16 protein-coding genes, 1 tRNA gene and 1 pseudogene are annotated in these 22,972 nt (G+C 62.9%); 13 read left to right on the top strand and 5 right to left on the bottom strand.

Going from position 1 to position 22,972, the window contains the following annotated elements; translation table 11 throughout:
* Window positions 1-29: 29 nt before the first annotated feature.
* A complete protein-coding gene (locus Pla123a_RS22785) occupies window positions 30-1,208 on the bottom strand; it encodes a DUF1570 domain-containing protein (protein WP_197528217.1) in 1,179 nt (392 codons plus the stop codon).
* A 157-nt stretch (window positions 1,209-1,365) separates the two neighbouring features.
* Between Pla123a_RS22785 and Pla123a_RS22780 the strand changes: the two genes are divergently transcribed.
* The 5 genes from Pla123a_RS22780 to Pla123a_RS22760 all read left to right on the top strand — a co-directional run bounded on the left by Pla123a_RS22780 (window position 1,366) and on the right by Pla123a_RS22760 (window position 6,118).
* Window positions 1,366-1,686: a prepilin-type N-terminal cleavage/methylation domain-containing protein gene (locus Pla123a_RS22780; RefSeq protein WP_146591358.1), complete on the top strand. Its 321-nt coding sequence runs from the start codon at window positions 1,366-1,368 to the stop codon at window positions 1,684-1,686.
* Window positions 1,687-1,776: 90 nt separating this feature from the next.
* Window positions 1,777-2,559, top strand: coding sequence for an RNA polymerase sigma factor (locus Pla123a_RS22775; RefSeq protein ID WP_146591356.1), 783 nt, complete (start codon window positions 1,777-1,779; stop codon window positions 2,557-2,559).
* A gap of 25 nt (window positions 2,560-2,584) precedes the next feature.
* Window positions 2,585-4,630: a serine/threonine-protein kinase gene (locus tag Pla123a_RS22770; RefSeq protein ID WP_146591354.1), complete on the top strand. Its 2,046-nt coding sequence runs from the start codon at window positions 2,585-2,587 to the stop codon at window positions 4,628-4,630.
* Window positions 4,631-4,669: 39 nt separating this feature from the next.
* Entirely contained in the window at window positions 4,670-5,959 is a 1,290-nt protein-coding gene (locus Pla123a_RS22765; protein WP_231956604.1) for an MFS transporter, read from the top strand.
* Between the two features lie 85 nt (window positions 5,960-6,044).
* A tRNA-Met gene (locus Pla123a_RS22760) sits at window positions 6,045-6,118 on the top strand.
* A gap of 302 nt (window positions 6,119-6,420) precedes the next feature.
* On the opposite strand, the pseudogene Pla123a_RS25420 reads toward Pla123a_RS22760, so the two are convergent.
* Window positions 6,421-6,996: pseudogene (locus tag Pla123a_RS25420) on the bottom strand (tyrosine-type recombinase/integrase); the annotation flags it as partial.
* Between the two features lie 117 nt (window positions 6,997-7,113).
* Here Pla123a_RS25420 and Pla123a_RS25110 point away from each other — a divergent pair.
* Entirely contained in the window at window positions 7,114-7,455 is a 342-nt protein-coding gene (locus tag Pla123a_RS25110; protein ID WP_231956603.1) for a hypothetical protein, read from the top strand.
* Between the two features lie 166 nt (window positions 7,456-7,621).
* Here Pla123a_RS25110 and Pla123a_RS25415 read toward each other — a convergent pair whose 3' ends face one another.
* From Pla123a_RS25415 to Pla123a_RS25105, 3 genes are read right to left on the bottom strand one after another with little or no spacing between them, the layout of a single operon-like run.
* On the bottom strand, window positions 7,622-8,071 hold the full coding sequence (locus tag Pla123a_RS25415; protein WP_197528216.1) for a TubC N-terminal docking domain-related protein: 450 nt from the start codon (window positions 8,069-8,071) through the stop codon (window positions 7,622-7,624).
* 2 nt (window positions 8,072-8,073) lie between these two features.
* Complete coding sequence (locus Pla123a_RS22750; protein ID WP_146591350.1) at window positions 8,074-9,828, bottom strand: YfjI family protein; 1,755 nt, start codon at window positions 9,826-9,828, stop codon at window positions 8,074-8,076.
* Between the two features lies 1 nt (window position 9,829).
* Entirely contained in the window at window positions 9,830-9,994 is a 165-nt protein-coding gene (locus Pla123a_RS25105) for a helix-turn-helix domain-containing protein (RefSeq protein WP_261342776.1), read from the bottom strand.
* 998 nt (window positions 9,995-10,992) lie between these two features.
* On the opposite strand from Pla123a_RS25105, the gene Pla123a_RS22740 reads away from it, so the two are divergent.
* The 7 genes from Pla123a_RS22740 (at window position 10,993) to Pla123a_RS22710 (ending at window position 22,378) form a co-directional block, all read left to right on the top strand.
* Window positions 10,993-12,648, top strand: a complete 1,656-nt coding sequence (locus tag Pla123a_RS22740) for a class I SAM-dependent DNA methyltransferase (RefSeq protein WP_146591346.1) — start codon at window positions 10,993-10,995, stop codon at window positions 12,646-12,648.
* Window positions 12,638-13,984 carry a restriction endonuclease subunit S gene (locus tag Pla123a_RS22735; RefSeq protein ID WP_146591344.1) on the top strand — a complete coding sequence of 449 codons (1,347 nt, stop codon included), beginning with the start codon at window positions 12,638-12,640 and terminating at the stop codon, window positions 13,982-13,984. Before Pla123a_RS22740 ends, Pla123a_RS22735 begins: the two co-directional genes overlap by 11 nt.
* Window positions 13,985-14,503: a hypothetical protein gene (locus Pla123a_RS22730; protein ID WP_146591342.1), complete on the top strand. Its 519-nt coding sequence runs from the start codon at window positions 13,985-13,987 to the stop codon at window positions 14,501-14,503.
* 51 nt (window positions 14,504-14,554) lie between these two features.
* The gene (locus Pla123a_RS22725; protein ID WP_146591340.1) at window positions 14,555-15,415 is read left to right on the top strand and encodes a GIY-YIG nuclease family protein; all 861 of its coding nucleotides are present in this window, start codon (window positions 14,555-14,557) and stop codon (window positions 15,413-15,415) included.
* Window positions 15,412-16,068 (top strand): GYF domain-containing protein, encoded by a 657-nt coding sequence (locus Pla123a_RS22720; RefSeq protein WP_146591338.1) that lies wholly within the window; start codon window positions 15,412-15,414, stop codon window positions 16,066-16,068. The genes Pla123a_RS22725 and Pla123a_RS22720 overlap by 4 nt, the downstream gene beginning before the upstream one ends.
* Window positions 16,069-16,258: 190 nt before the next feature.
* The gene (locus Pla123a_RS22715) at window positions 16,259-19,234 is read left to right on the top strand and encodes a DUF4268 domain-containing protein (protein WP_146591336.1); all 2,976 of its coding nucleotides are present in this window, start codon (window positions 16,259-16,261) and stop codon (window positions 19,232-19,234) included.
* Between the two features lie 42 nt (window positions 19,235-19,276).
* Window positions 19,277-22,378: a type I restriction endonuclease subunit R gene (locus Pla123a_RS22710; RefSeq protein ID WP_146591333.1), complete on the top strand. Its 3,102-nt coding sequence runs from the start codon at window positions 19,277-19,279 to the stop codon at window positions 22,376-22,378.
* The last annotated feature ends 594 nt before the right edge of the window (window positions 22,379-22,972 follow it).

Below are 22,972 nucleotides of genomic sequence, written 5' to 3'. Positions count from 1 at the left end.
CCCGCTGTGCCTAGGGGCTTTGTCAGGCTTTAGTCGACCCGCAAGATAGCGCGAAAAAAATCGCGGCTGAGGTCGTCGATGGGTCCAAAATACTCTTCGAAGTCCCTGATCCGTTGGTTCTCGGGCAGCTCGCCGAAAGGGGCGAGGCCGGCAAGATACTTCAGGTAAGATCGGTAAGCGTCGGGCCGCTGCTTGATGAGAAAATAATTGAGCGCCCAGGCCTCGGCGTAGGCGCTCGCCGCGGTGTTTGGGTCACGCAGCCGCTGGTCGCTGGTCACCAAGGCACGGAGCCGTTCGGAGTCCCAGCCCCGGGCGCCCCGCTGGAACTCCTGGAGCCGCGGGCGATTAACCTTGCCGATTCCACGCCACCCGCGTCCCGAAGAAAGGTCCGGCGCTTCGAAGTAGATTGCCATCCCCTCCACAAGCCAGAGGGGGAGGTCGGCAAACCGGCTCATCATGCCGGTGTTGAAGGCGACCTGGTGGGTCGCCTCGTGGACGATCGTGGCGACCATCGGCGCAACCTCGGGGCGTGAGACCATGCGGTTGATCTCTCGGAGCGACGTCCGGTCGTTGGCGTTGCGGCGGGTCTCAGTGCCGGTCAGGTCGTGCATTGATACCCGATTCGTGGTCAGGCTGTAGTACCCAATGATCCCGCTGGCGCCCCCCAGCTCCTCTGCCGAGGCCCGCCTGTACGACGCCTGGTCGGCGTACACGACCACTACCAGTGGGAATTTCGGCTCCTCAAGTTCAAGGCCCTCGTTCTGCCAGTAGTTGACAAACGCCTTGTGCAGCCGCTCGAGCAGCGAGCTCAGCCACTTGGCGTAGGCCCGAGAGGTGTCGTAGGCGACGACGTAGTGCGGGGTCGTGTAGAAGGCAAAACGCTCGCCGAGTTCTTCCTGGAGCCGCTCGGTGAGTTGCTCCTCTGTTAGGGGCTGGAAGGGCTCGGCGACGTCGGCACGTTCGACCACTTCGTCGGCCGATAGCAGCAGCAGCTCGCCGTCCTCTTGGAGCAGGCAAACGCCGCCCGATCGATCCTCGGCGAACACCGCACCGGTCGACTCCCCCCGCGAATCTCCCTGCTGATAAACCACGCGGATGGCGTTCTCTGCCCACAGCTCCCGGGTGGGGCCTGCCGCGCCAAGACAGGTCAGCAGTAGCACGGCGGCGCGGATTCGCGGACGGGCAGCGGGGTGAGGTGGTGCAATCATTCCAATCCTTATCATCCAACCGCGGCGACTGAAATCGACCAGCTGCGAGCACCGCTCCCCCCTAAGGCAACACGCCACACGGGTGTCCTATACTCTAGTATTCTACCTAGCCACTCACCGCGGGCGACACCAGGCCAGAAACTCCGGAAACACCAGCATGCGATCCCACGCGTCCTACCGGAACCGAGGCTTCTCACTCATCGAGCTGCTGGCGGTCGTGGTGATCATCGGTATCATCGCGGCTATCATTGTGCCCCGGGTCTCGGTGTCGGCAAACGCCGCAAAAGAAAAGACGCAGGCGCACCACATTGGGCACCTGAATCACCTGGTAGAGATCTACTTCACCCAGCAGGGATCTTGGCCTGCGGCGTTGACGGACCTCGATCCGCAGTACCTTCCGGAAGGCGTGCCCACCCCCCCGATGGGCGGATCGTACACGCTCGACGCGACCACGCACCGCGTGGGCCACACCCCCTAGCTCCGGCCAAACCCCGAGCCACAACGCCTCGAGGCGGCAGGTTCGACGCCACTGCAGAGCGTGTTAGAATGGGGCCGCGACGGTATCCCCATGCCTCACACGGAACTGGTCGTTATGGAATCCTGGGACGATCGACTTAGCCGTATCCCCACGCAGTGGTCGATGGTCCAACGCGCGCACGGCGGTCAGCAGACCGAAGTCGGCGACGCCCAGCGCAAGCTGCTCGAGCGGTACGGCGGCGCGGTCCGCCGCTACGCGTTGGCCGCCCTCCGCAACGAAGAGGCCGCGGACGACGTCTTCCAAGAGTTCGCCCTGCGGTTTGTCAGGGGCGACTTCCAGACGGCCAGCCCCGACAAAGGGCGTTTCCGAAGCTTCCTGAAGACGACCGTCTACCACCTGATCGTTGATCACCAGCGCAAGAAGAAACGCGGCGCCCGCGAGGCCCAGATGGGTGACGACGCCCCCGAACCGGTGGCGCCGGACGAGGAGTCGCTCGGCGACCTGTTCAACGAGTCTTGGCGCGACGACCTCCTTGCCCGCACCTGGGTCAAGCTCCAGGCCGCCGAGGGCGAGACCGGCAAACCCTACTACACCGTGCTGCGCTGCCGCGTCGAGCACCCCGAGGCCCGGTCCCCGGAGCTCGCGGAGCTGCTGAGCGAGAGGCTCAGCAAGCCGATGAAAGCGGGCGCCGCACGGGTAGTCCTGCACCGCGCCCGCGAGGCGTTCGCGGACCTGCTGCTCGATGAGGTTGCCCACTCGCTAGACGAGGCCGATCGCGACCGGGTTGAGCAAGAGCTGATCGACCTCAATTTGCTAGAATACTGCCGGCCTGCGCTCGAGAAGAAGGCCGGCCCTCCCACTGACGCCACCTAGCTAGCCCAGCAGCGATCGTTTCCGTATGGCACACGAGCCCCCGGACAGCTCTCGACACGGCGACTCCGGCCCCAGCGCGGACGCGGCCGCCGAGCCAACGCTCCCCCAGCAACTGCCGGAGGTGGCTTCCAGCCAACGTGCGACGCTCGACTCCCGCAACACGGATGTCCGCCTCGCGGAGGACGAAACCGCCGCCGCCCCCAGCTTCCGCCCTCCTATTGCCGCGGCGAATCCAGACCGGGGCATCGGGGCCCTGGCGCACGGCGAGCAGATCGACGACTTCATCGTAGAAAGGGTGCTTGGTAAAGGCGCCTTCGGCGTTGTCTACCTGGCGAGGCAGGTCTCACTCGACCGCCAAGTCGCCCTCAAGGTTGGCGCGAATGAGGGGAGCGAGGGCCGCACCATGGCCCGCCTGGAACACGACTACATCGTCCAGGTGTTCTCGGAGAGCATCGACGCGACCGGTCGGCTGCGGCTGCTCTGCATGCAGCTGGTGCCAGGCGCATCTCTGGAGGGCGTGATTCACAACCTCCACCGCCGCGACGCCGAAGGCCGGTGCGGGTGGAGCGGCGCCGACTACCTGGCGGTCGTCGAGTCGCGGGCTCAGATTCACGACGTGCTCGACACCACCGCGATCCGGGACCGAGAGCTCATCGCCGGCTTTGATTGCGTTCAGACCGCGGCCTGGGTCGGCGGCCGCCTGGCCGAGGCGATTGACTACGCCCACCGTCAAGGCGTGCTGCACCGCGATATCAAGCCGGCCAACATCCTGGTCAATCAGTACGGCCGCCCGATGCTGGCCGACTTCAACATCTCGCTGCGTGCGGCAGAGGACGGCGCCCCTTCGGACACGGCCTTTGGTGGGACGCTGGCCTTCATGGCGCCCGAGCACCTCGACGCCTTCAGCAATCAGAACGGCGCTACCGTCGACGATGTCGACGAGCAGTCGGATGTCTACTCGCTTGCGATCGTGGTCTACGAACTCCTGACCGGAGGGCGCCCGTTCTGTGAAGTCCGACGCTCTGAGAATAGGACCCGCTTCGTTCGCGATCTGGCAGACGCGCGCCGCGCCGCGCCCCCGCCCCTGACCGACGAGCCGCCCAGCGCACGCAAGACCCTGCTGCGTGTCACCGCCCGGGGACTAGAGGGCCAGAAGGGCGACCGCTGGCGGAGCGGCGCCGAATTCGCGGCCGCGCTCGACGGCTGCCGCGAGATGCGCACCGCCGAGCGGGACCTTCCCGCGCCCAAGTGGTTCACAAAGTCGGCGTGGAAGGCGCCGTTCCTCTGGTTTGCGTTGCTAGCTGTCGGCCCCCAGATCATCGGCAGTGTGGTTAACATCGCTTACAACTTTGCCGAGATCGTTGGGTCGCTGGAAAGGGAGCAGAGCGACCTGTTCTTCAGCCGGCTAGTGCCGATCTACAATGGCCTGGTCTACCCGCTTCTGGTCGCGGTTGGAGTAGCAGTCGTCGCGCCGGTCTACCGCGTCTGGCGGCAGCTCCACAGCAGCCAGCGAGTAAGCGAAGAGGCCGTTGCTGAGGCGCGCAAACGCGCTGTCGCCCTCCCCTACTGGATGCTCGGCATCGCCGCCGCGGGCTGGCTGCCGGGGGGGCTGGTGTTCCCGTGGCTGATCGACCGGCTGCTCGACCAGCCAGTCGACGGGCAGGTTTACCTCAGTTTCGTGATGTCGTTCACGCTGTCTGGGCTGATCGCGGTCGCCTACTCGGTCTGCGGCCTGCAGATACTCGTGCTCCAGGTGCTCTACCCACGGCTCTGGAACGACCCGACCTCGTTCCGGCAGGTGGCCCGCAGCGAGCTGGCCAATACGCCGTTCCGGCTGTGGTTGATCAACCTGCTCAGCGCGGTGATCCCATTGGTGGCCAGCGTAATCGTGCTCGCCCCGCCTGCGGTTGCCGCCTTCAGGAACGGAGAGCGAACGGTCACCGAACCGATCGGTGTGCGCCTGCTGCTGCTGGCGCTCATCCTGCTCGGCATCGCCGGGTTCCAGATCACCAGCGCAGCGACCCGGCGGATGTCGAGGTCCTACAACGCGCTGATCGGCGCCCAGTCCTAGCCGTTTGCTTGGCGCCACAGCGGTGACTACGCTGGGAGCATGCCAGCAAGACGCCCCGAGATGCTGCGCCGCGCTGTGATGCTTGCCAACGCGAACGCGGCGTTGTGGGCGATCGGCTCCGGGCTGGCGCCAACCCTGCTGATCACGTACCTCGCTATCGGCCATGGGGCGCAGGGTCTGGGGATGAGCTTCGTGCTGGCCGCGCCGCGGTTCGCCGGGGTCCTCCGCTTGGCGACGCCGCAACTGATGAACCGCCTAGGATCGCCAAAGCGTTTGTGCGTGCTTGCCTACGCAGCAAGCAGCCTGCTCCTGGGCGTTGCGGCGATCGTACCGGCGAGGGTCAGCCCGGTCCCCGCCGGCAGTCGACTGGCGGTATTGGTGGCGGCCTGGGCCGCCTACCAGGTTGTCGAGTATATCGGCACGACCTCGCTCTGGGTGTGGCTCGGGCGAATCTACCCATTGCCGCTGCGGGGGAGATTGATCGGCGTACGAGAACAGTGGCTGACCCGTGGGCAGATTGTTGGCGCAATCGCCGGGTTCTGCCTGGCGTCGTCGCGGACTTCTCCTCATCTGCTTTGGTGGCTAACCCCTCTAGACGTTACCGCGCTGGCTGGCGCCGCGGCGATGGCGACCGCCGTGCTGCCGCTGATCGCGATGCCCACAGGCAGCGGCGTCACCCCCGCCACCGTGGAGGATGCCCCCCACCGCAAGGCACGCGTGCTCACGCCCGAGATGCGGAACCTGCTCGTGTGGTCTGTGCTGCTCTCGTTCGCCAACGGAATCGCTGCCCCGGCCCGAGGCATCATGCCGTACCGCGCGTTGGGGATGACCTACCCGGCGTTGCTGGCGCTCGCGACCGTGATGAGGCTTGGTCAGTCGATTTGTGCGCCTGTGCTAGGCGCCTATGCCGATCGACTTGGAGCACGCCCCGTTATTGCGTGGTCCCAGGCGGTGGTTGTCTTAAGCCCACTGTTCTTCTTGCTGGCGTCGCCCTCTTCACCGTGGTGGGTGGCGGGCGCGTACGCCTGCTGGATCGCGTACGCCGGACTAAATGTGGGGCTCGACCTCCTCAAGCTCCAAGTCGCGCCCCCTGGCCGCGAGGCCCGCTCTCTGGCGCTGTATTACACCGCCAACGACCTCGCCAGCGGGGCGACGATCATCGCCGGTGGGCTGCTGCTCCAGCCGCTGCTCAACGGCTCCACGGCGGACACGTCATCCTACACCTGGCTGCTCGCCCTGGGGTTCGCCGCACGCCTGACCGTTGGCCTGCTCGCGCCGATCCTACCGTCCGGCCCCCAAAAACCTGCCCCATCGGTTGCCACCGCGTAAGGCTCGACCGAGCGGTATGGCGAACATTTTCGCCCTCGAAGAGGTCTACCACCATCCCGGACCGTTCGCTAAAATCGGGAACTTCGGCGGAGTAGCTCAGTCGGTTAGAGCAGCGGAATCATAATCCGCGTGTCGGGGGTTCGAGTCCCTCCTCCGCTACTTGCGTCCCACGACGCACACTCTCGCACCCCGTCGCCCAAGTCCGCAATCTGCAAAGACTTGGGCGATTTCTTTTGCGCAGTCGGTCGGCATCGGTCATCGCACCGGCTCGCAGCAGATTGCCCCCCTTCGCGTCGCGAGTGCTGCGCCACGTGCTGCGCGCCCTCGGCGTCGCCGGCCGGCAGGTCATCGGTTCCAGTTGCTCGCAGGGCCTCAGGGGGCAGACTATCGACCGCCTCAGTCAGCATCGACCGCAGGCGGGCTACCGCGTCGGCCTCTTGGCCGGGGAATAAGTGGCCGTAGGTGTCCATCGTCAGCGTAATGGACTGGTGTCGCATCACGGTCTGAACCACTTTGGGATACGCTCCGGTCATCGCCAGCCACGCGCCGCATGTATGCCGAAGGCAATGGAAGTCGAAGGATTCGCCGTCGTGGTTGGTCGCTGCCAGGAAGTCGCCTTGCTCGCATTTCGCGTATTCCTGTGGGTCGTCCTTTGCTTCTTCCACCCATGCCTTCCGGGCGTCGGCCAGGTCGTCGCGCAGCATCCGAGCCAGGGTCGATTCGTGGGGTAGGTTGAATACCGGGGCCTTGGGCGCCTTGGTCGCTACGTGCGATTTCAGGCGTGCCGCCAGTTCGGGCTGGATGAACTGGCGGGCATCCTTCCGATTCTTGGTCGACCCGGCCTTGCAGGTGATATAAGGCGGGTCTGCATCGAAGTACAACCGCCCGCGGGTCAGGCTCCGCAGTTCGCTTGACCGCAGGCCGGTCTGGATCGCGACAAGGTAGAGCAGTAATCGTTCGTAGCCCGCCATGCCGTACCGTTCGGGGCCGGCTTCGGTGGCCTTTTCCAGTCGCCGCCATTCCTCGGGCAGCAGCATCCGGCGCTCCCGGCGGCGGTCGGCCTTCGGGTTCGGCTTCTTGACCGATGACAACGGATCGCGGGGCAGCTTGTGATGATCGGCTAGCCACTTGGTAAACGCCTTGATAGCGTTCAAGTGCGCCTGGATCGTACGGGCGGCGCGGCCCTCATCACGCAGCTTGCCCGCGTAACGGTTCACGCCGTCGGCCGTGATATCAGCCGCCATGGTGAAGCCGGCGTGCTCAGCAACCCATTCGACGAACCGCTTAGTGCTCGCGATATGCTTATCGGTTCGCCCCGCCGTGCGAAGCTTGCCTTCGTAGTCCGCCAGATGATCCGCAATGGGCTTCTGCGACTCCTTGCTGATCGCGTCCAGCATTGGGTCAATCACGCCATCGCGACGCAGGGCCGCGTCGGCTTCGTGCTTGCGGGCGATCCGCTCGGCCGTCGCCTTGTCGCTTGTTCGCGCGCACTTTGATCGCCGCTTGCCCGTATGGTCGATCCACTGGACGTACCACGGTCCCTTCGCCTTGCTTCCACCGCGTTTGAATACCGATGCCATCTGCCAGCCTTGCTTTCAATATCAGGCCGAATTGACGATCCGCCCTGCCGAACCTGTTGTTGTAGTCTACCCGTAAGGCCCTCTAATCGGGCTCATACCACCTCGGGAAGTCCTTAAACGCACCGCAACGCGAACAATCGCGGCGAGACGACTTTCCGCGGTGAGGCTCGTACTCAAGCCTCGTGTCCCGCCAGTCGGCGGAACCGCACTTACTGCACCAATCACCGGTACGGCCAGGGGGCGGGGCCGGCATCTTGCCGGCTTCTCCCCAAATCACTTCTGCCCGCCGAAACTGCTCCGCAACTTCGTCGGAGAAGGCCCCGCTGGAATGAACTGATTCGACGGCCATTAACCAGGCGACCTGCAACTCTGGCTCACCACTCAGAACAATCTCAACCAACTCGGGTTCCCGTTGCTTCATTGCGTCCCGCAGGGGGCCATCTACCGCACCGGCAGGCCTGAACCGGAGTTTGCCGTCAACCGCGTCCAGCTGGACGCGGCGACGGTGAAGCTCAGCGATGATTTCTTGCATCCTCACGGGGCCCCCCAATCTTCCGACTCACCACCGTTCGAAACGTCCTCAAAACCCTCAGAAAGCGAGCTGACTGAGTTTTGCGACTTCTGAGGGCGCGTTGCGCCGTCGAGAAGGCAGGGGTTTACCTCATACTCCATTGGCGGGGCCCCAATCTTACCAGTCACTTTGGGGAGAACACGGAGGAAATTGCGTTCGCACAGCTCGCTCAGGGCGGGGGCGATGTGCTTTACCTCAGGGAAACGCCTCTTTAACGCCTGATAGACATCGCGTCTCCGGAAGACACGCAGCTCCTTCTTCCGCAGCCACCGCCAAAGGTACTGAGCGTCGTCGTAGCTTGGTGAGTCTGGGCGTTCTAGCACGGCGTCGGCGTGACTGATGGCGTAGCGTGCAATCTGAATGGCCCGCTCAAGCGACCTTATCCCCACCAGCAATGACTCATCGAACGTCGAATCCACGCACTCAATGATTCCGGCCAGGCGGACCGTGGCGCCCGCAAGCTTGCCTCCCCAGTCCTGCATGTACTCCAAATCGCCGCCCACATCGAGCATCTCTTCGACTTCACTTTCCCACTTACGCAACCGGATATCAGCGTCGAGGGAAAAGCGAAGTTCAAGCTCGCCGTCAAATGACGCCATCCTCTCGACGCACGCCGCGTAGGACTCAGCCACCTCCAGGCTCATCGCCGGTGCGGCAACGTCCCTACGGCCCACCAGTGACTCTGGGGAGGCGTACAAGAACCGAGCCATCAGCCCCCTCCCCCGAAACGCATCATCGCCAGTGATCGCCTTCATTACCTGGGGCTGAACGGCGTAGGCGCAAGTCAGCGCGGGACGCTCAACGACCACGCTGGCCCGGCCCATCCGGTCGGTGACGATCCGATCACCCGCATGGGCCTTCAGAAAGCCATCGAACTGAGGCCCCGCCGAAGAGTACTTGCCCTTCATGATGTCGAAGATGCCTCCCTCTGCACTAAAGCAGGCGATCCGTTCGCCGTGGTCTAGCAGCATCTGCTCAAGCTTTTCTTCGGTAATGTTGTCGGCAATGAGCCGCGGTGATACGGGAATCGGAGTGGAAGAAAGCTGGATCGCGAGTTCCTTCGCGTCGAGTGCAGCCTTGTCCCTCTTGTTATTGTTGGGAGACTCGCCGGCAACCTTTTCGAGGCTCTTGAGCCGGGCCTCCAACTGCCGACGCTTCGTATGCTCGCTAGCTATCGACTCACGCTTGGCGGCGATGAGATGGTCCTCCCTGGCCACCAACGGCGCCGCAACCTTCCTGAGGACCTGAGATTTCCTGTTTGCCGGTCCCATGATAATGACAACAAAGAGATTTGAGGGCTCCATCCAGCCTCCCCGCGGATGGATCTCCACTTTGCGAGCGATTGCCGCGGCACACACCGCCAGAGAGAGCATCGCCGCCATGTCCGGCGGCGTCTGGGTTTCGATAGCCAGCTCGGTCACGAAATCCCGGAGCACCTCGGGGAGCGCGTCCACGGGGAATGGCGGGAGATTGGTCTTCTCGAAGTCGTCGATCTCGCCCCACTCCTGTGGCGTCTTAACTGGGCTGTTGGCCGCAGGCGAGACCGACCCAGGGCCAGAAGTCGGCCAGGACGCATCGGAGCCTGGCGGGGAAGCCGTTGGCCTGTGGAGGTCTTCCGGGCGGCCCTCGCTCGCAGCTTCGTTGTGCGATCCCTTGGGCTCAGGCTGCTTGCTGTTTGGTTCGGCCGCGTTGCGACGCGGGTCATTCGGCATGTTCATGTTAGCGATTCCCCTCCGTGTGTTCGTTCACCCAGCTCTGCAGCTCAAAGACTGGGTAGCGGACCGACCGCCCGATACGCACGTGCGGGATTTCACCACTCGCGGTCATCGCCCAGAGCTTCCGCGAGCTGATTGCGAGCGCCTTCGCCGCCGTCCTTGCATCCATTAGCAACGGACACCATCCCCTTGCTTCTTCGTCCATAAAACCGACTCCCCTCCGTGTAGGGTGGATTAGAAATCGACGACTAAGAGATCATTCACACACGGTTCTTGCGTTTGCTTCATGCAGCGCGTAGATGGAACCGCTGAGTCGTCGCACACGACTGAAATCGAGCACACACGCGATCACGCGTCTCGTTCCAGCCGCGGCAGATCTTACTCGGATTGGTCGACCCGTCAATGATTTTGAGAGGTCAAGCGCAAAATGCTCTCGGCCCTCGATTCTTGACAGATTCTCGCACGGGTTCGTCCCCTCACAGAACTCCTACCAGCTGCGCGGCACTTCAAATCAAGTACTGTTTGCTTCTAAAGCTTGTCACTCACCGCAGCCAGCGAATCCAAAAATCCACAAACTTAAACTTCCAGTCTCATGTAAGCTCACAAGAACCGCTCGAAAATTTTTTCATAATCTTCGTCGACTTGGGCGAGCAGTGATGAAGAACGGCGCCACCACGGCTCCTCGCGGTGAGAGAAGAACACTCTTGAACGCATTACATCACGCAGGCATGCCGCTTCGAAAAACGACTAGCGACACTCCGTGCCCGTGTGGCCTTTCTAGCGATGGTCATTTGATCCGGAATGACCTACTCAAACGAATTCGCGTTGCTGTTGGCGAATCGGACCCCAAAGCCCCACCGCCTTTGGAGCGATTCTGAGTTTTTGCAGGCGGAGGGACGCGGGCGCAGTGAATCCACCACAGCCGCGTATTCAAGCCCAAGTCAACTAAAACCCGGCGTTTTTCGGCCCGGTGCACCCACAGCTCGGGCGCACATTCTCTCCAGACCGCCTAACGCCGCGTGCGCCCCGCTAACGCGGCTTAACACCTTTGCTGATCTATTCCGAGTAAGTTCCCGGGGAATCGCCAACCCGTTATATTGTGCGGTTCCCGGCGCGTCTCCACGAGCAGCCGCCATCCCCTCGGCTCTGTCACAGCATTCGCGACCCATGGGCAAGAAGAAGACGGCCAAGAAGGCCACCGCGACCGGGGCGGCTAAGACCGCTGCTCCTAAGAAATCCGCTCCCAAGAAGACCGCGGCCAAAGAGGCGGCCCCTAAGAATAAAGCCCCCAAGCAGGACGCCGCGGCCAACCTGGGCTTCGAGGCCAAGCTCTGGCTGGCGGCCGACAAGCTCCGCAACAACATGGATGCGGCCGAGTACAAGCACGTGGTGCTCGGGCTGATCTTCCTCAAGTACATCTCCGACGCGTTCAACGAGGTCTACGAGAAGCTGGTCGCCGGTGAGGGGGAGTACGAGGGCGCCGACCCCGAGGAGCGCGACGAGTACCTGGCCGAGAACTGCTTCTGGGTCCCCAAGGAGGCCCGCTGGGCCCACCTCCAGGCGAGCGCCCGGCAGCCCACCATCGGCAAGACCATCGACGACGCGATGGTCGCCATCGAGCGGGACAACCCACGGCTCAAGGGCATCCTGCCCAAGGACTTCGCCCGGCCCTCGCTCGACAAGCAGCGGCTCGGCGAGCTGATCGACCTGGTCGGCACCATCGGCCTGGGGGACGCCGAGAACCGCTCCAAGGACATCCTCGGCCGCGTGTACGAGTACTTCCTGTCGGAGTTCGCCAGCGCCGAGGGCAAGAAGGGGGGCCAGTTCTACACGCCGCGGTGCGTGGTGCGGGTGCTGGTCGAGATGCTCGCCCCATACGATTCTATGACGGGAAAGGGGGGCCGGATCTACGACCCCTGCTGCGGCTCGGCGGGCATGTTCGTGCAATCCGAAAAATTCGTCGAGGAGCACGGCGGCCGCGTCGGCGACATCGCGGTCTATGGGCAGGAGTCGAACCCCACTACCCGCCGGCTGGCGCAGATGAACCTGGCGATCCGCGGCATCGAGGGGGACCTGGGCGCCGAGCACGCCGACACGTTCCGCCGCGACCTGCACCGCGACTTGAAGGCCGACTACGTGCTGGCCAACCCGCCGTTCAACGACAGCGACTGGCACCGCGTCGACGACGATGTGCGGTGGAAGTACGGCCTGCCCCCCAAGGGGAACGCCAACTTCGCGTGGGTGCAGCACTTTGTGCACCACCTGGCGCCCGGCGGCACGGCCGGCTTCGTGCTCGCCAACGGCAGCATGAGCTCCAACCAGTCGGGCGAGGGCGACATCCGTCGCGCCCTCGTGGAGGACGACCTGGTCGCCTGCATGGTCGCGATGCCGGGCCAGTTGTTCTACAGCACGCAGATCCCAGTCTGCCTGTGGTTCCTGACACGGGACAAGAAGCAGCGGGCGGGACAGACCCTGTTCATCGACGCCCGCAAGCTCGGCACGCTGATCGACCGGGTGCACCGCGAGCTGACCGACGAGGACATCGCCCGCATCGCGGGCACCTACCACGCGTGGCAGTCGGGCAGAGGCTATGACGATGTGTCCGGCTTCTGCAAGTCGGCCACCACCGCACGGATCGCCGAGCACGGCCACGTGCTCACGCCCGGCCGTTACGTCGGTGCCGAGGCAGTAGAAGAGGACGATGAGCCGTTTGATGAGAAGATGCGTCGGCTGACGGCAGAGTTGAAGGGGCAGTTTGCCGAGTCAGCTGACCTAGAAGCAGCTATCCGGTCCAATCTAGAGGGGCTGGGATATGGAAGCTGACGCCTGTTCTTCAGCGCCTCCTGAATGGCGCCGCCAATCAATCGACCAAGTCTGTATGCGTGTGACAAGTGGTGGCACACCCAGTCGCCGCCGACCGGAATTTTATGACGGAGGCGGCAATGGCTGGGTCAAGTCGAAGGAACTACTGGATCGTTGGATCGACGACACAGAAGAACAAATCACCGAAGAGGCGGTAAAGTCTTCTTCGGCGAAGGTGCTTCCGGAGAACACGCTTCTACTCGCCCTCTACGGTGCAACCGTCGGGCAACTCGGAATACTTCGGCGTTCGATGACGTGTAACCAAGCGTGCTGCGCGATTATCGTTGACAGCCGACTAGCTGACTTTCGCTACTTATTCTACCAACTGCTCCATCACCGGCGGCAGTTGAGAGGCTTAGCATCAGGTGCAGCCCAGCAGAATCTGAGTGGGCAGCTCATTAGAGGCTTTGTTCTTCCGTTTCCCCCACTCCCTGAACAGCAAGCCATCACCCGCATCCTCGGCGCGCTCGACGACAAGATCGAGCTGAACCGGCGGATGAATGCGACGCTGGAGGCGCTCGCGCGGGCGATCTTCAAGAGCTGGTTCGTGGACTTCGACCCGGTCCGCGCCAAGCTGGACGGCCGCCAGCCCGCCGGCATGAGCGCCGACCTGGCGGCGTTGTTCCCGGACTCGCTGGAGCATGTGGACGGGGAGTTGGTGCCGAAGGGGTGGAAGCCACAGACGCTGGAAGAGCTAACCACCCATATTGGAAGCGGAGCAACTCCTCGTGGCGGCAGCAAAGTTTACGTTGATGACGGCGTCGCACTCGTGAGAAGCCAAAACGTGTTTGATCACAAGTTCGTTTGGGACGGATTGGCTCGTATCACGGACAAAGCCGCAGATTCGCTCGTCAGCGTGGCTCTCGAAGAGGACGATATCCTCTTCAATATCACGGGCGCATCGGTTCTGCGAACATGCATCGTCGACCCTGATGTTCTGCCCGCACGAGTGAATCAGCATGTCCTGCGAATTCGTGCGGCACCGGGCATTTCTCCGCGATACCTTCACTTGCACCTAGCTAGTCAGGAGATGAAAGATCACTTGATCGGGTTCAACGCTGGAGCAACTCGCGAGGCGGTAACCAAGGGGCATCTACAGGCAGTCCGAATTCAGAGTCCGAACCAAGAAGTCATGGACGCCTTCTCCGATCTAGTTCGCCCAATATACAGCAGAATACAAGCTAACCTGCGCGAATCGCGTACTCTCACGTGCACTCGTGACACCCTACTCCCAAAACTGCTGTCGGGCGAGCTGCGGGTGGGGGATGCGGAGCGGGCAGTCGGGGAGGTGGTTTAGATGGACAAGAACCTCTACGAGCAAATCGATCCCGACGTGGACATCCTCGCCGGGCAGGTCACCGAGCTGATCGACAGCGAAGCATGCGAATCGATCAAGCGGCAGCTCGCCGAGTTGAGCCGAGTGCTCGGCGAGTACTCGCTGACGCTCGACATCCGGCTGCAGGTGTTCGACGCCGAGCGTGGCCGCAGCCTGCCGCTGCTGCAAACCGGCCTGGCGACCTCCGCTGGCAACCCGCCGTACACCGCGTGGGGCGACAGCACGGCGCACCGGTATGTCGTCAATGGCGACCTCGCGATGGTCCCCCACGACCATTGCCCGGCGTGCTGGGCAGAGTGGGACTTCAAGGACCGCAACCCCGCGTGCCCGGGCTGTGGCGCCACAATGGGGGCCGAGGTGCGGCTGCTGATCGATTCCGACTGCTGCCCCAGCTGCGAACGGGGTCGCGTGACGGCGAGCGACCCGACCTGCAGCGAGTGCGGCTTCGAGGTAAACCCGGACCACGTCAGTTGGGGGTAGCAGGGCGCGTCGTCCGCCCCAACTAGCTCGCCAACCTCCGCTTGTGATCCTATGCCAGACCAGCCCCGAGCCTTCAGCATCCGCATCTTCCTCCCCGGCGGCACGGCCGACGGGCTGAAGGTGGTCGAGAAGTCGAACTGGAGCGGCCGGTGCGTGGTCTGCCCGCGGCCGCTGCTGCCCGAGAGTAAGGCCCGGGAGGAATTCCAGCGGACAGGGGTGTACATCCTCTACGGGCCGGCGGGCGAGGATGAACTGCCTACGGTGTATGTGGGCCAGGGCGCGCCGGTGCGGCCGCGGCTCGAGAGCCACTTCGCCAAGAAAGACTTCTGGACCCACGTCGCATTCTTCGTCAGCAAGGACGAGAACCTCAACAAGGCCCATATCCAGCACCTCGAGTCGCGGCTGATCGACCTGGCCAAGGAAGCCAAACGCTGCACACTCGACAACGGCAACACCCCGGCGCCGACGCCGCTGTCGGAGATGGACACGGCCGACGCCGAGGGCTTCCTCGACGAGGTGCTGCTCTGCCTGCCGCTGCTGGGGCTGCACTACTTTACGAAGCCGGCCCAGCGGGAACGTACGGACCTGCTGCACTGCTCCGGCCCCGACGCCGACGCGTACGGCTACGAGTCGAGCGACGGCTTTGTGGTGACCGCCGGCGGTCGTGCCCGGGGCGAAGAGGTAGACTCGATCTCGCGTGGGTTCTCGGCCCTGCGGAGCAACCTTGTCGAGCTAGGCGTACTGACGCAAGCCGCGAACGGCTACCAGTTCGCCCAGGACTACACCTTCAGCTCCCCCTCCACCGCCGCCGCGGTGGTCTTGGGCCGCAACGCCAACGGACGCACCGAGTGGAAGGACGACCAAGGGCGGACGCTGAAGGAGCTGCAGGAGAACTCCGCAACCGTCTTATGAAGCGAATGCTTTCGCAACGGCACGCACCTTTCTTTTCCAGCTTTAGGCACTCGAACTCTTTCCCCCTAGGAGCATTACTGATGGCGTCAGATTGGTACTACAAAGTGCTCGGGGACGTGGTAGGGCCGTCGTCTCAGGCTGATTTACTGAAAGCGATCAATAAAGGGGTTGTCCAAGAGGACACGATGGTCAGGCTTGGAGAACGTAGTGAGTGGCAGGCCGCGGCGAGCGTGAATGGCCTGATGGATGCGGCTCGAAGGCAGGCAACCGAGCAAGCCAGAATAGCCGAAGAGCGGCAGGCTCGTGACCAGCAGCGGCGCGCTAACATGAGGGTTTCAACTTCTGGATTACCGCCGGGAACGCACTTCAGAATAGTCGACACGATTTTTGCGTTCGACTCTCAGGGAAAAGCTGGGATCTTTGGCGGCTCCGGAGATCCTCACACGGCATTTGCGGGTGTAAAGCAGAACCTCCTGGCGCAGGCCTACGCCATTGGTGCGGACGGCGTGATCAATTGTCAGTTCGAGTATCGAGTCGCTGTAGCGGGAGAGGGTATTGGAGCGCAGCAGGCCGTGGAAATCTTCGCCTACGGCACTGCTGTCAAACTGGTCACGCCTGACGGGACCTGGCTTTACGCCACGAAAGCCAAATGACATAGATTCGATTCTGTCCATCAAACTCGCCTAGGAAGATGAACGCCGGCATGTGCTGTAAATGACACCTTCCCTGTTCAAGAGACCGACTGTGGCTTTCCGAACCGCCTGTATCGGTCTCGTTCTATCGCCGTCCCGTTCAGCTTGCGTGCGAGCTACAGACTAAGTTCACCTCCTCAAGTTAGACCTAATGGAAGCCTACGCGAAGTCAATCTCTAAGATCCTGCACTCCAGCGACCAGTTCCTGATTCCCTTTTTCCAGCGGTTCTACAAGTGGGGCCGCAAGGACTGGGAGCGGCTACGGGCGGACCTGTGGGCGCTGATGGACGATGAGCGGGACCGCAAGCACTTCCTCGGGCCGCTGGTCTGCACCGCCGAGGGGGTCACGCCGGGGGAGGTCACCGCGTTTCAGTTGATCGACGGCCAGCAGCGGCTGACCACGCTGTCACTATTGCTGTGTGCACTGCGTGATGTGGCCCGGCAGCAGGGCGAGGAGGAGCTGGCGGCGCGGATCGAGGAGAACTTCCTGATCCACAAGTTCGAGAAGAAGCTGCGGCGGTACAAGATAGTGCCCCGCACCGGCGACCGCGAGGCGTTCATCGCGATTGTTGATGGCAAGGAGCTTGACCGCGAGGCCGGCCTGCAGATCGTCGCCGCGTACGACTTCTTCCGCAAGCACATCCAGCAGCTCGCCCAAACGGCCGGCGGCGAAGGCCTGGCCAACCTGTTCCAGAAGGCGACCGGCGGCCTGTACCTGGTAGTCATCACGATCGACGAGGAAAACCCGTACGAGATCTTCGAGAGCCTCAACTCGACCGGCCTGCCGCTGGCGGAGTCCGACCTGATCCGCAACTTCTTGTTCATGCACGTGCCGCAGGACGACCAGGAAGACTTCCAGGAGGACCACTGGGAGCCTTACGAGGCCCTGTTCGACGCGACCGACAAGCACGACGCCCTGAAGCCCACCGACTTCTACCGCAGCTTCCTGATGCGGGGCGGCACGTACTCGCAGCCAAAGTCGACCTTCCTCGACTTCAAGGAGTACTTCCGCCAGCGAGGCTGGTCACCGGTTGACCAGGTGGCCGAGCTCGCCCGGTTCGCCAAGCTAGAGTGTCAACTCCGCCGGCCCGACACCGTCACCGACGCGGCCCTAGCCAAGCGGCTGCGGTCGGTGGCGGCGATGGAGATTAATACCTCGCACCCGCTGCTGCTGAACCTGCTCGCCCGTCACGAAGAAGGCGTCCTGCCGATGGACGGCCTGCTGGGGTGCCTGGACGACCTGTGCAGCTTCGTGCTGCGGCGTTCGATCTGCGGCGAGAGCACGCGGACCTACGGCAAGTGGTTCTGCGAGGCGATCACCGCGATCAAGGACAACCCGCGGAGCGACCTGCAGGGGTACTGGCAGCACCGCGGCTGGCCCGACGATCGGGCGCTGCAGACCGCCCTGGTTGAGTTCCCGGTCTACCGACGCGAGCCCAAGAAGTGCCGGCTGATACTCGAGGAGCTCGAGCGGGACCTCGGCCACAAGGAGCGGGTCGACCCCACCACGCTGAGCATCGAGCACGTAATGCCCCAGACGCTCAGCGGCAAGTCCTCCAAGGAGTGGAAGGAGGCGCTCGGCACCGACTGGAAGAGCCTGCATGAGCGCTGGCTGCACACGCTGGGGAATCTGACGCTTTCGGGCTACAACGGACCTATGAGCAATCACGGATTCGCAACGAAGCGGGAGGAGCTGACGAGGAGCAATGTGAGTCTCAACCGCCACTTTACAGACCACGACAAATGGGACGCCGCCGCCATCGAGCAGCGCGGGCGCAAGCTGAGCGAAACCGTCACCGGCCTCTGGCCCCGCCCGGAGGGTGGCCCTGCGTATGTCCCACCCTCCAAGGAACGCAAGCTCAAGGCAGGCGTGGAGCGACGCACTGCGTACTGGAGCGACCTGCTCGCGATCCTGAAGGAGAAGCACGGCTGGAAGGACCTGCCCGAGGCCACCGGCGAGACCCGGCTCGAGCTGCCGCTCGGCGTCGACGGCGCCTCCCTGTACGCGTGGTATAAGGTGGGCGGCAAGCAGCTGTGGGCCGCGGTGGTGCTCCCTCCGGGCCGTGGCCGCCGACACTTTCGGAACCTAGTCGCCGACCGCGCAGCCATCGACAAAGAGCTTGGGTTCATGGCCGACTGGAACGATGCGGGCCGTAGCGTCGGCGCGATGCGGAAGAACTCGAGCATCAAGGACCCACTCGACTGGCTGGAGCAGCACGAGTGGCTCGCGAGCAAACTAACGACCGTCCGCCGCGTGCTGGCGCCGCGGATTGAACAGTTGGCGAGTTCTGAGGATTCTGAGGACGATTCGGGCGAAACGTCTCGCGAGTACTGGCGGGGCCGATCCACGGACGAGGCGCTAGGCTGGTGCGACCAGATCAAGGACCTGATCGACGAGGTTGGCTCTCGCAAGCACGACCTGGTCTACCGGGTACACAACATCGCCGTGAAGCCGGCGGATGACTTCTTCAATGTAGTGTCGTTTTATCCCCGCAAGAGGTCGGTGTGGATGTCGTCGGGGTCAAGCTCGCTAGAGCAATGGGCCAATCGTTTTGCGGACGCCGGCTTCGAGACCAGCGTGAAGCGCAAGGGACGGCTTGGGGTTCGTCTGACCCAGGAAGTGCTCGACGCCCATCGTGAGCTGATTTCAGATTACCTCCGACACTTGGTTGAAACGGCTAAGACCAAGAACGCCCGCAGCGATGAGCTGGTCGCATTCTGGCAGGCGTTTGTGGAGAGGATGCAGCAGCACCAGACCCCACTGACTCCTCAGAGCCCAAGAGGGCAAGCATGGATGAACTTTGCGATCGGTAGGTCAGACGCTTGGCTCCACGGCTCGGTGAACTCGGTAAAGAATCGAGCGTCTGTCGGTCTGGGCTTGAGGGGCGCCGAGCAACAGGCAGTGTTCCAGGCCCTGTACGCCGATCGCGATCGCATCTCGCAGGAGATCGGCGGCGACCTGGAGTGGCTGGGAGACCCCGAACGCAAGTCCCTGCGGATCTACCTGCGAAACACCCAGATCGATGTTCGGGACCATAGCAACTGGCCTGAGCTGCACGATTGGATGATCGAAAAGCTGGGACATTTTCACTGCGCGTTCGTACCCCGCCTCAGCCGTTTGGGTTAGCATAATACGGTTCACCACACCCCGGCGGTCCATCGGCACGGCATGGCTGCGTTCTGCGAAGACACGATCGAACAAGCGGCCCTGTCGTGGCTGTCTGAGCTTGGGTACGGCATCGCCTTTGGGCCTGAGATCGCTCCTGGCGAGCCGGCTGCCGAGCGGGATTCGTTCGACGACGTAGTGCTGAAGGACCGTCTGCGGGCGGCCATCGATCGCCTAAACCCTGCGATGCCCGCTGATGCCCGGGAAGAGGCGTTCCGGAAGGTCACGATCCTGGATTCGCCGACCTTGATTGGCGCCAACCGTGCGTTCCACAAGATGCTCCGCGACGGGGTCGCTGTGGAGTACCGCCGCGACGATGGCTCAATCGCGGGCGATCACGCGCAGCTGCTCGATCGGTCCGACTCCGACGCGAATGACTGGCTGGCGGTCAACCAGTTCACGGTCATCGAGAGTGGCCACAACCGCCGCCCTGACATTGTCCTGTTCGTCAATGGTCTCCCGCTAGTCGTCCTTGAGCTGAAGAACCCGGCGGACGAAGACGCCACGATCGACAAGGCGTTTGCGCAGTTGCAGACCTACAAGGCGGAGATCCCGTCGCTCTTCCGGTACAACGAGCTGGCAGTCATCAGCGACGGTGGGCAGGCCCGGATCGGCTCGTTCTCGGCAGGCATCGAGTGGTTCAAGCCCTGGCGGACCATCGACAGCGAGCAACCGGTCAAAGGACTACTCGAGCTCGAGGTGCTCATCCGCGGCGCCCTCGATCGCGCCCGCCTGCTGGACCTGGTCAGCGACTTTGTGCTCTTCGAGGACGACCCCGACAGCGAGGCGGTCTTCAAGATCCTCGCCGGCTACCACCAGTTCCACGCGGCCCAGAAGGCCCTCACGGCCACCATCGAAGCCACTCGAGAGGACGGCAATCGCCGTGGAGGTGTCGTCTGGCACACCCAGGGTAGCGGTAAGAGCTTCACGATGCTCTTCTACGCCGGCCTGGTCGTGTCGGCGCCGGAGATGAACAACCCAACCCTGGTGGTGCTGACCGACCGGAACGACCTCGACGACCAACTCTTTGGTCAGTTCCAGCGGTGCAGCGAGATCCTCCGACAGAAGCCAATCCAAGCCGACAGCGTCGACCACCTCCGGGAGGTCCTCCAGGTGGCGTCGGGCGGCGTGGTCTTCACGACCGTGCACAAGTTTGCCGAGGCCGAGGGCGCCTTCCCGCTTCTGTCAGAGCGGAGCAACATCGTCGTGGTCGCCGATGAGGCCCACCGCAGCCAGTACGGCTTCCATGCACGCCACGATGTTAAGACAGGGAAGACGAGCTACGGCTTCGCCCGCAACATCCGCGACGCTCTGCCTAACGCCTCGTATATCGGCTTCACCGGCACGCCGGTCGAACTGGACGACAAGAACACCCGCGCCGTGTTCGGCGACTACATTAGCATCTACGACATCCAGCGGGCGGTGGCCGACAAGGCGACCGTGCCGATCTACTACGAGAGCCGTATCATCAAAATGATGCTGGAGGATGCCAGCGTCGGCGGCATCGACGAGAGCTTCGAAGAGATCACGGAGTCTGAGGAGCTCGACACCAAAGAAAAGCTCAAGACAAAGTGGGCGGCCCTCGAGGCCATGGTCGGCGACGACGACCGGATCGACCTGCTCGCCCGCGACCTCGTCAGCCACTTCGAGAAGCGGCAGGAGGCGATGGCCGGCAAGGGCATGATCGTCTGCATGAGCCGTCGGATATGCGTCGATCTTTACAACGCCCTCATCAACCTACGGCCAGAATGGCACAGCGAGGACGATGAGCAGGGATTCTTGAAGGTCATCATGACCGGCGCCGCCAGTGATCCAGTCGACTGGCAGCAGCACATCCGCACCGCCAAACGCCGCAAGGACCTCGCCCGACACTTCAAGTCGGCCGACTCTCCCTTCCAGCTGGTGATCGTCCGCGACATGTGGCTCACCGGGTTCGACGCTCCCTGCCTGCACACGATGTACCTCGACAAGCCAATGGAGGGGCATGGCCTGATGCAGGCCATTGCACGTGTCAACCGTGTCTTCAGAGAGAAGCCAGGCGGGCTTGTCGTTGACTACCTCGGGATCGGCGATTCTCTCAAGAAGGCATTGAAGACCTACACCGAGAGCGGTGGCTCTGGCGAAACGACCATCGATGCTGACGCAGCGGTGACAGCATTGCAGAAGAACTTCGAGCAGTGCCGCGACATGCTCCACGGTTTCGACTGGTCGAAGTGGACAACGGGCGCCCCGGCCGAGCGGGCGACGCTGCCATTGCAGGCCCAAGAGTTCCTGCTCGAGCAGGACGAAGGCAAGGAGCGCTGGGTCGCTCATGTAGGCAACCTTTCCAAGGCCTACGCCCTCTGCCCTACCTCGCAGTACGCTGAGCAGATCCGCGAAGATGTGGCCTTCTTTCAGATCGTGCGGACCATGTTCCGCAAGTACAGCGCTAGCGGCAAGTCACAGACCGAACTCGACGCAGCCGTGCGGCAGCTCGTGTCCAAGGCAGTCATGACAGCGGACAGCGAGGTAATTGACGTCTTCTCGGCCGCGGGCATCGACCGGCCAGACGTGTCGATCCTTTCGGACGAGTTCCTCGAGGAGGTCAGGAGCCTCCCCTACAAGAACGTCGCTGCCGAGCTGCTCAAGAAGCTGCTCAAGGACGAGATCAAGGTGCGTCACAAGCGGAACGTAGTTCAGGCCCGGAACCTCAGCGAGATGCTGCAGTCTGCCCTGAACGCCTACCACAACCGGGCGATTTCGACCCAAGAGATCATCGACGAGCTGATCCGAGTCGCCAAGGAGTTCCGCGCCGCTCAGGAGCGGGGCGAAGACCTCGGCCTCAACAACGACGAGATCTGCTTTTATGACGCCCTGGCTCAGAGCGAGAGCGCGATGGACACCATGGGCTGCGACAAGCTCAAGGTCATCGCCACCGAACTCGTGATGACTGTCCGCAAGAGCGTGAGCATCGACTGGACAAGCCGCGAGACCGCCCGAGCCAAGATCCGAGTGATAGTCCGCCGGATTCTGAACAAGCATGGGTATCCTCCCGACCTGCGGGAGGAGGCGACCAAGCTGGTGTTGGAGCAGGCGGCGGTGTTGTCGGCGGAGTGGGCGAAGTAGCCTCCCAAACTAGCTGGACTCACTGGCAGACGCCAACCCAATACAACGATTTCACCGGGCAGGTTTTTCGTACAGGTAGGCGATGAGCGTATCAAAGAGCATCCTCGAAAAAGCTCGCGAAGATCTTCTCGACCTCTCTGCACGCAAACGGTTGATTGACACCAAACATCCCGTTCGAAAAGGTTGCCATCCAATATCGACGAGAGCTTGCTGGTTACTATTGCTTCTGAGCTGAAAACACGTTTTGCCGACTGTCACGAATCACGAACGGATTATCAGCTGTGAATGCCTCAACAGCGTGTAGACACGCAACGACTAGATGGCCAACAGCCTCTGCACTCCAATAGGTCGCTGTGGGTTAGTAGCGATTGAGCACACAGCCAAGCCAACTGCGGCGAAGAGTTACTTCACCGTTCCCAGGCGGATCACTGACCTCCGACTAGACGCTAACAAGCGGCGTGCGATCCTTCCGCTGATGAGGTCGGTAGACGTGGTAGCAGTGGCACTAGGAAGGGGCCTTGTCGAACAACCTCTTGCCTCTTCGCGTAGAAGCCCGTTGAACGGAGTTTCAACTTAACGGGACGGAGCGAACAT

The sequence above is a fragment of the Posidoniimonas polymericola genome, from assembly GCF_007859935.1.
GTDB lineage: Bacteria > Planctomycetota > Planctomycetia > Pirellulales > Lacipirellulaceae > Posidoniimonas > Posidoniimonas polymericola.
This window is presented reverse-complemented; position numbering and strand designations above follow the sequence as displayed.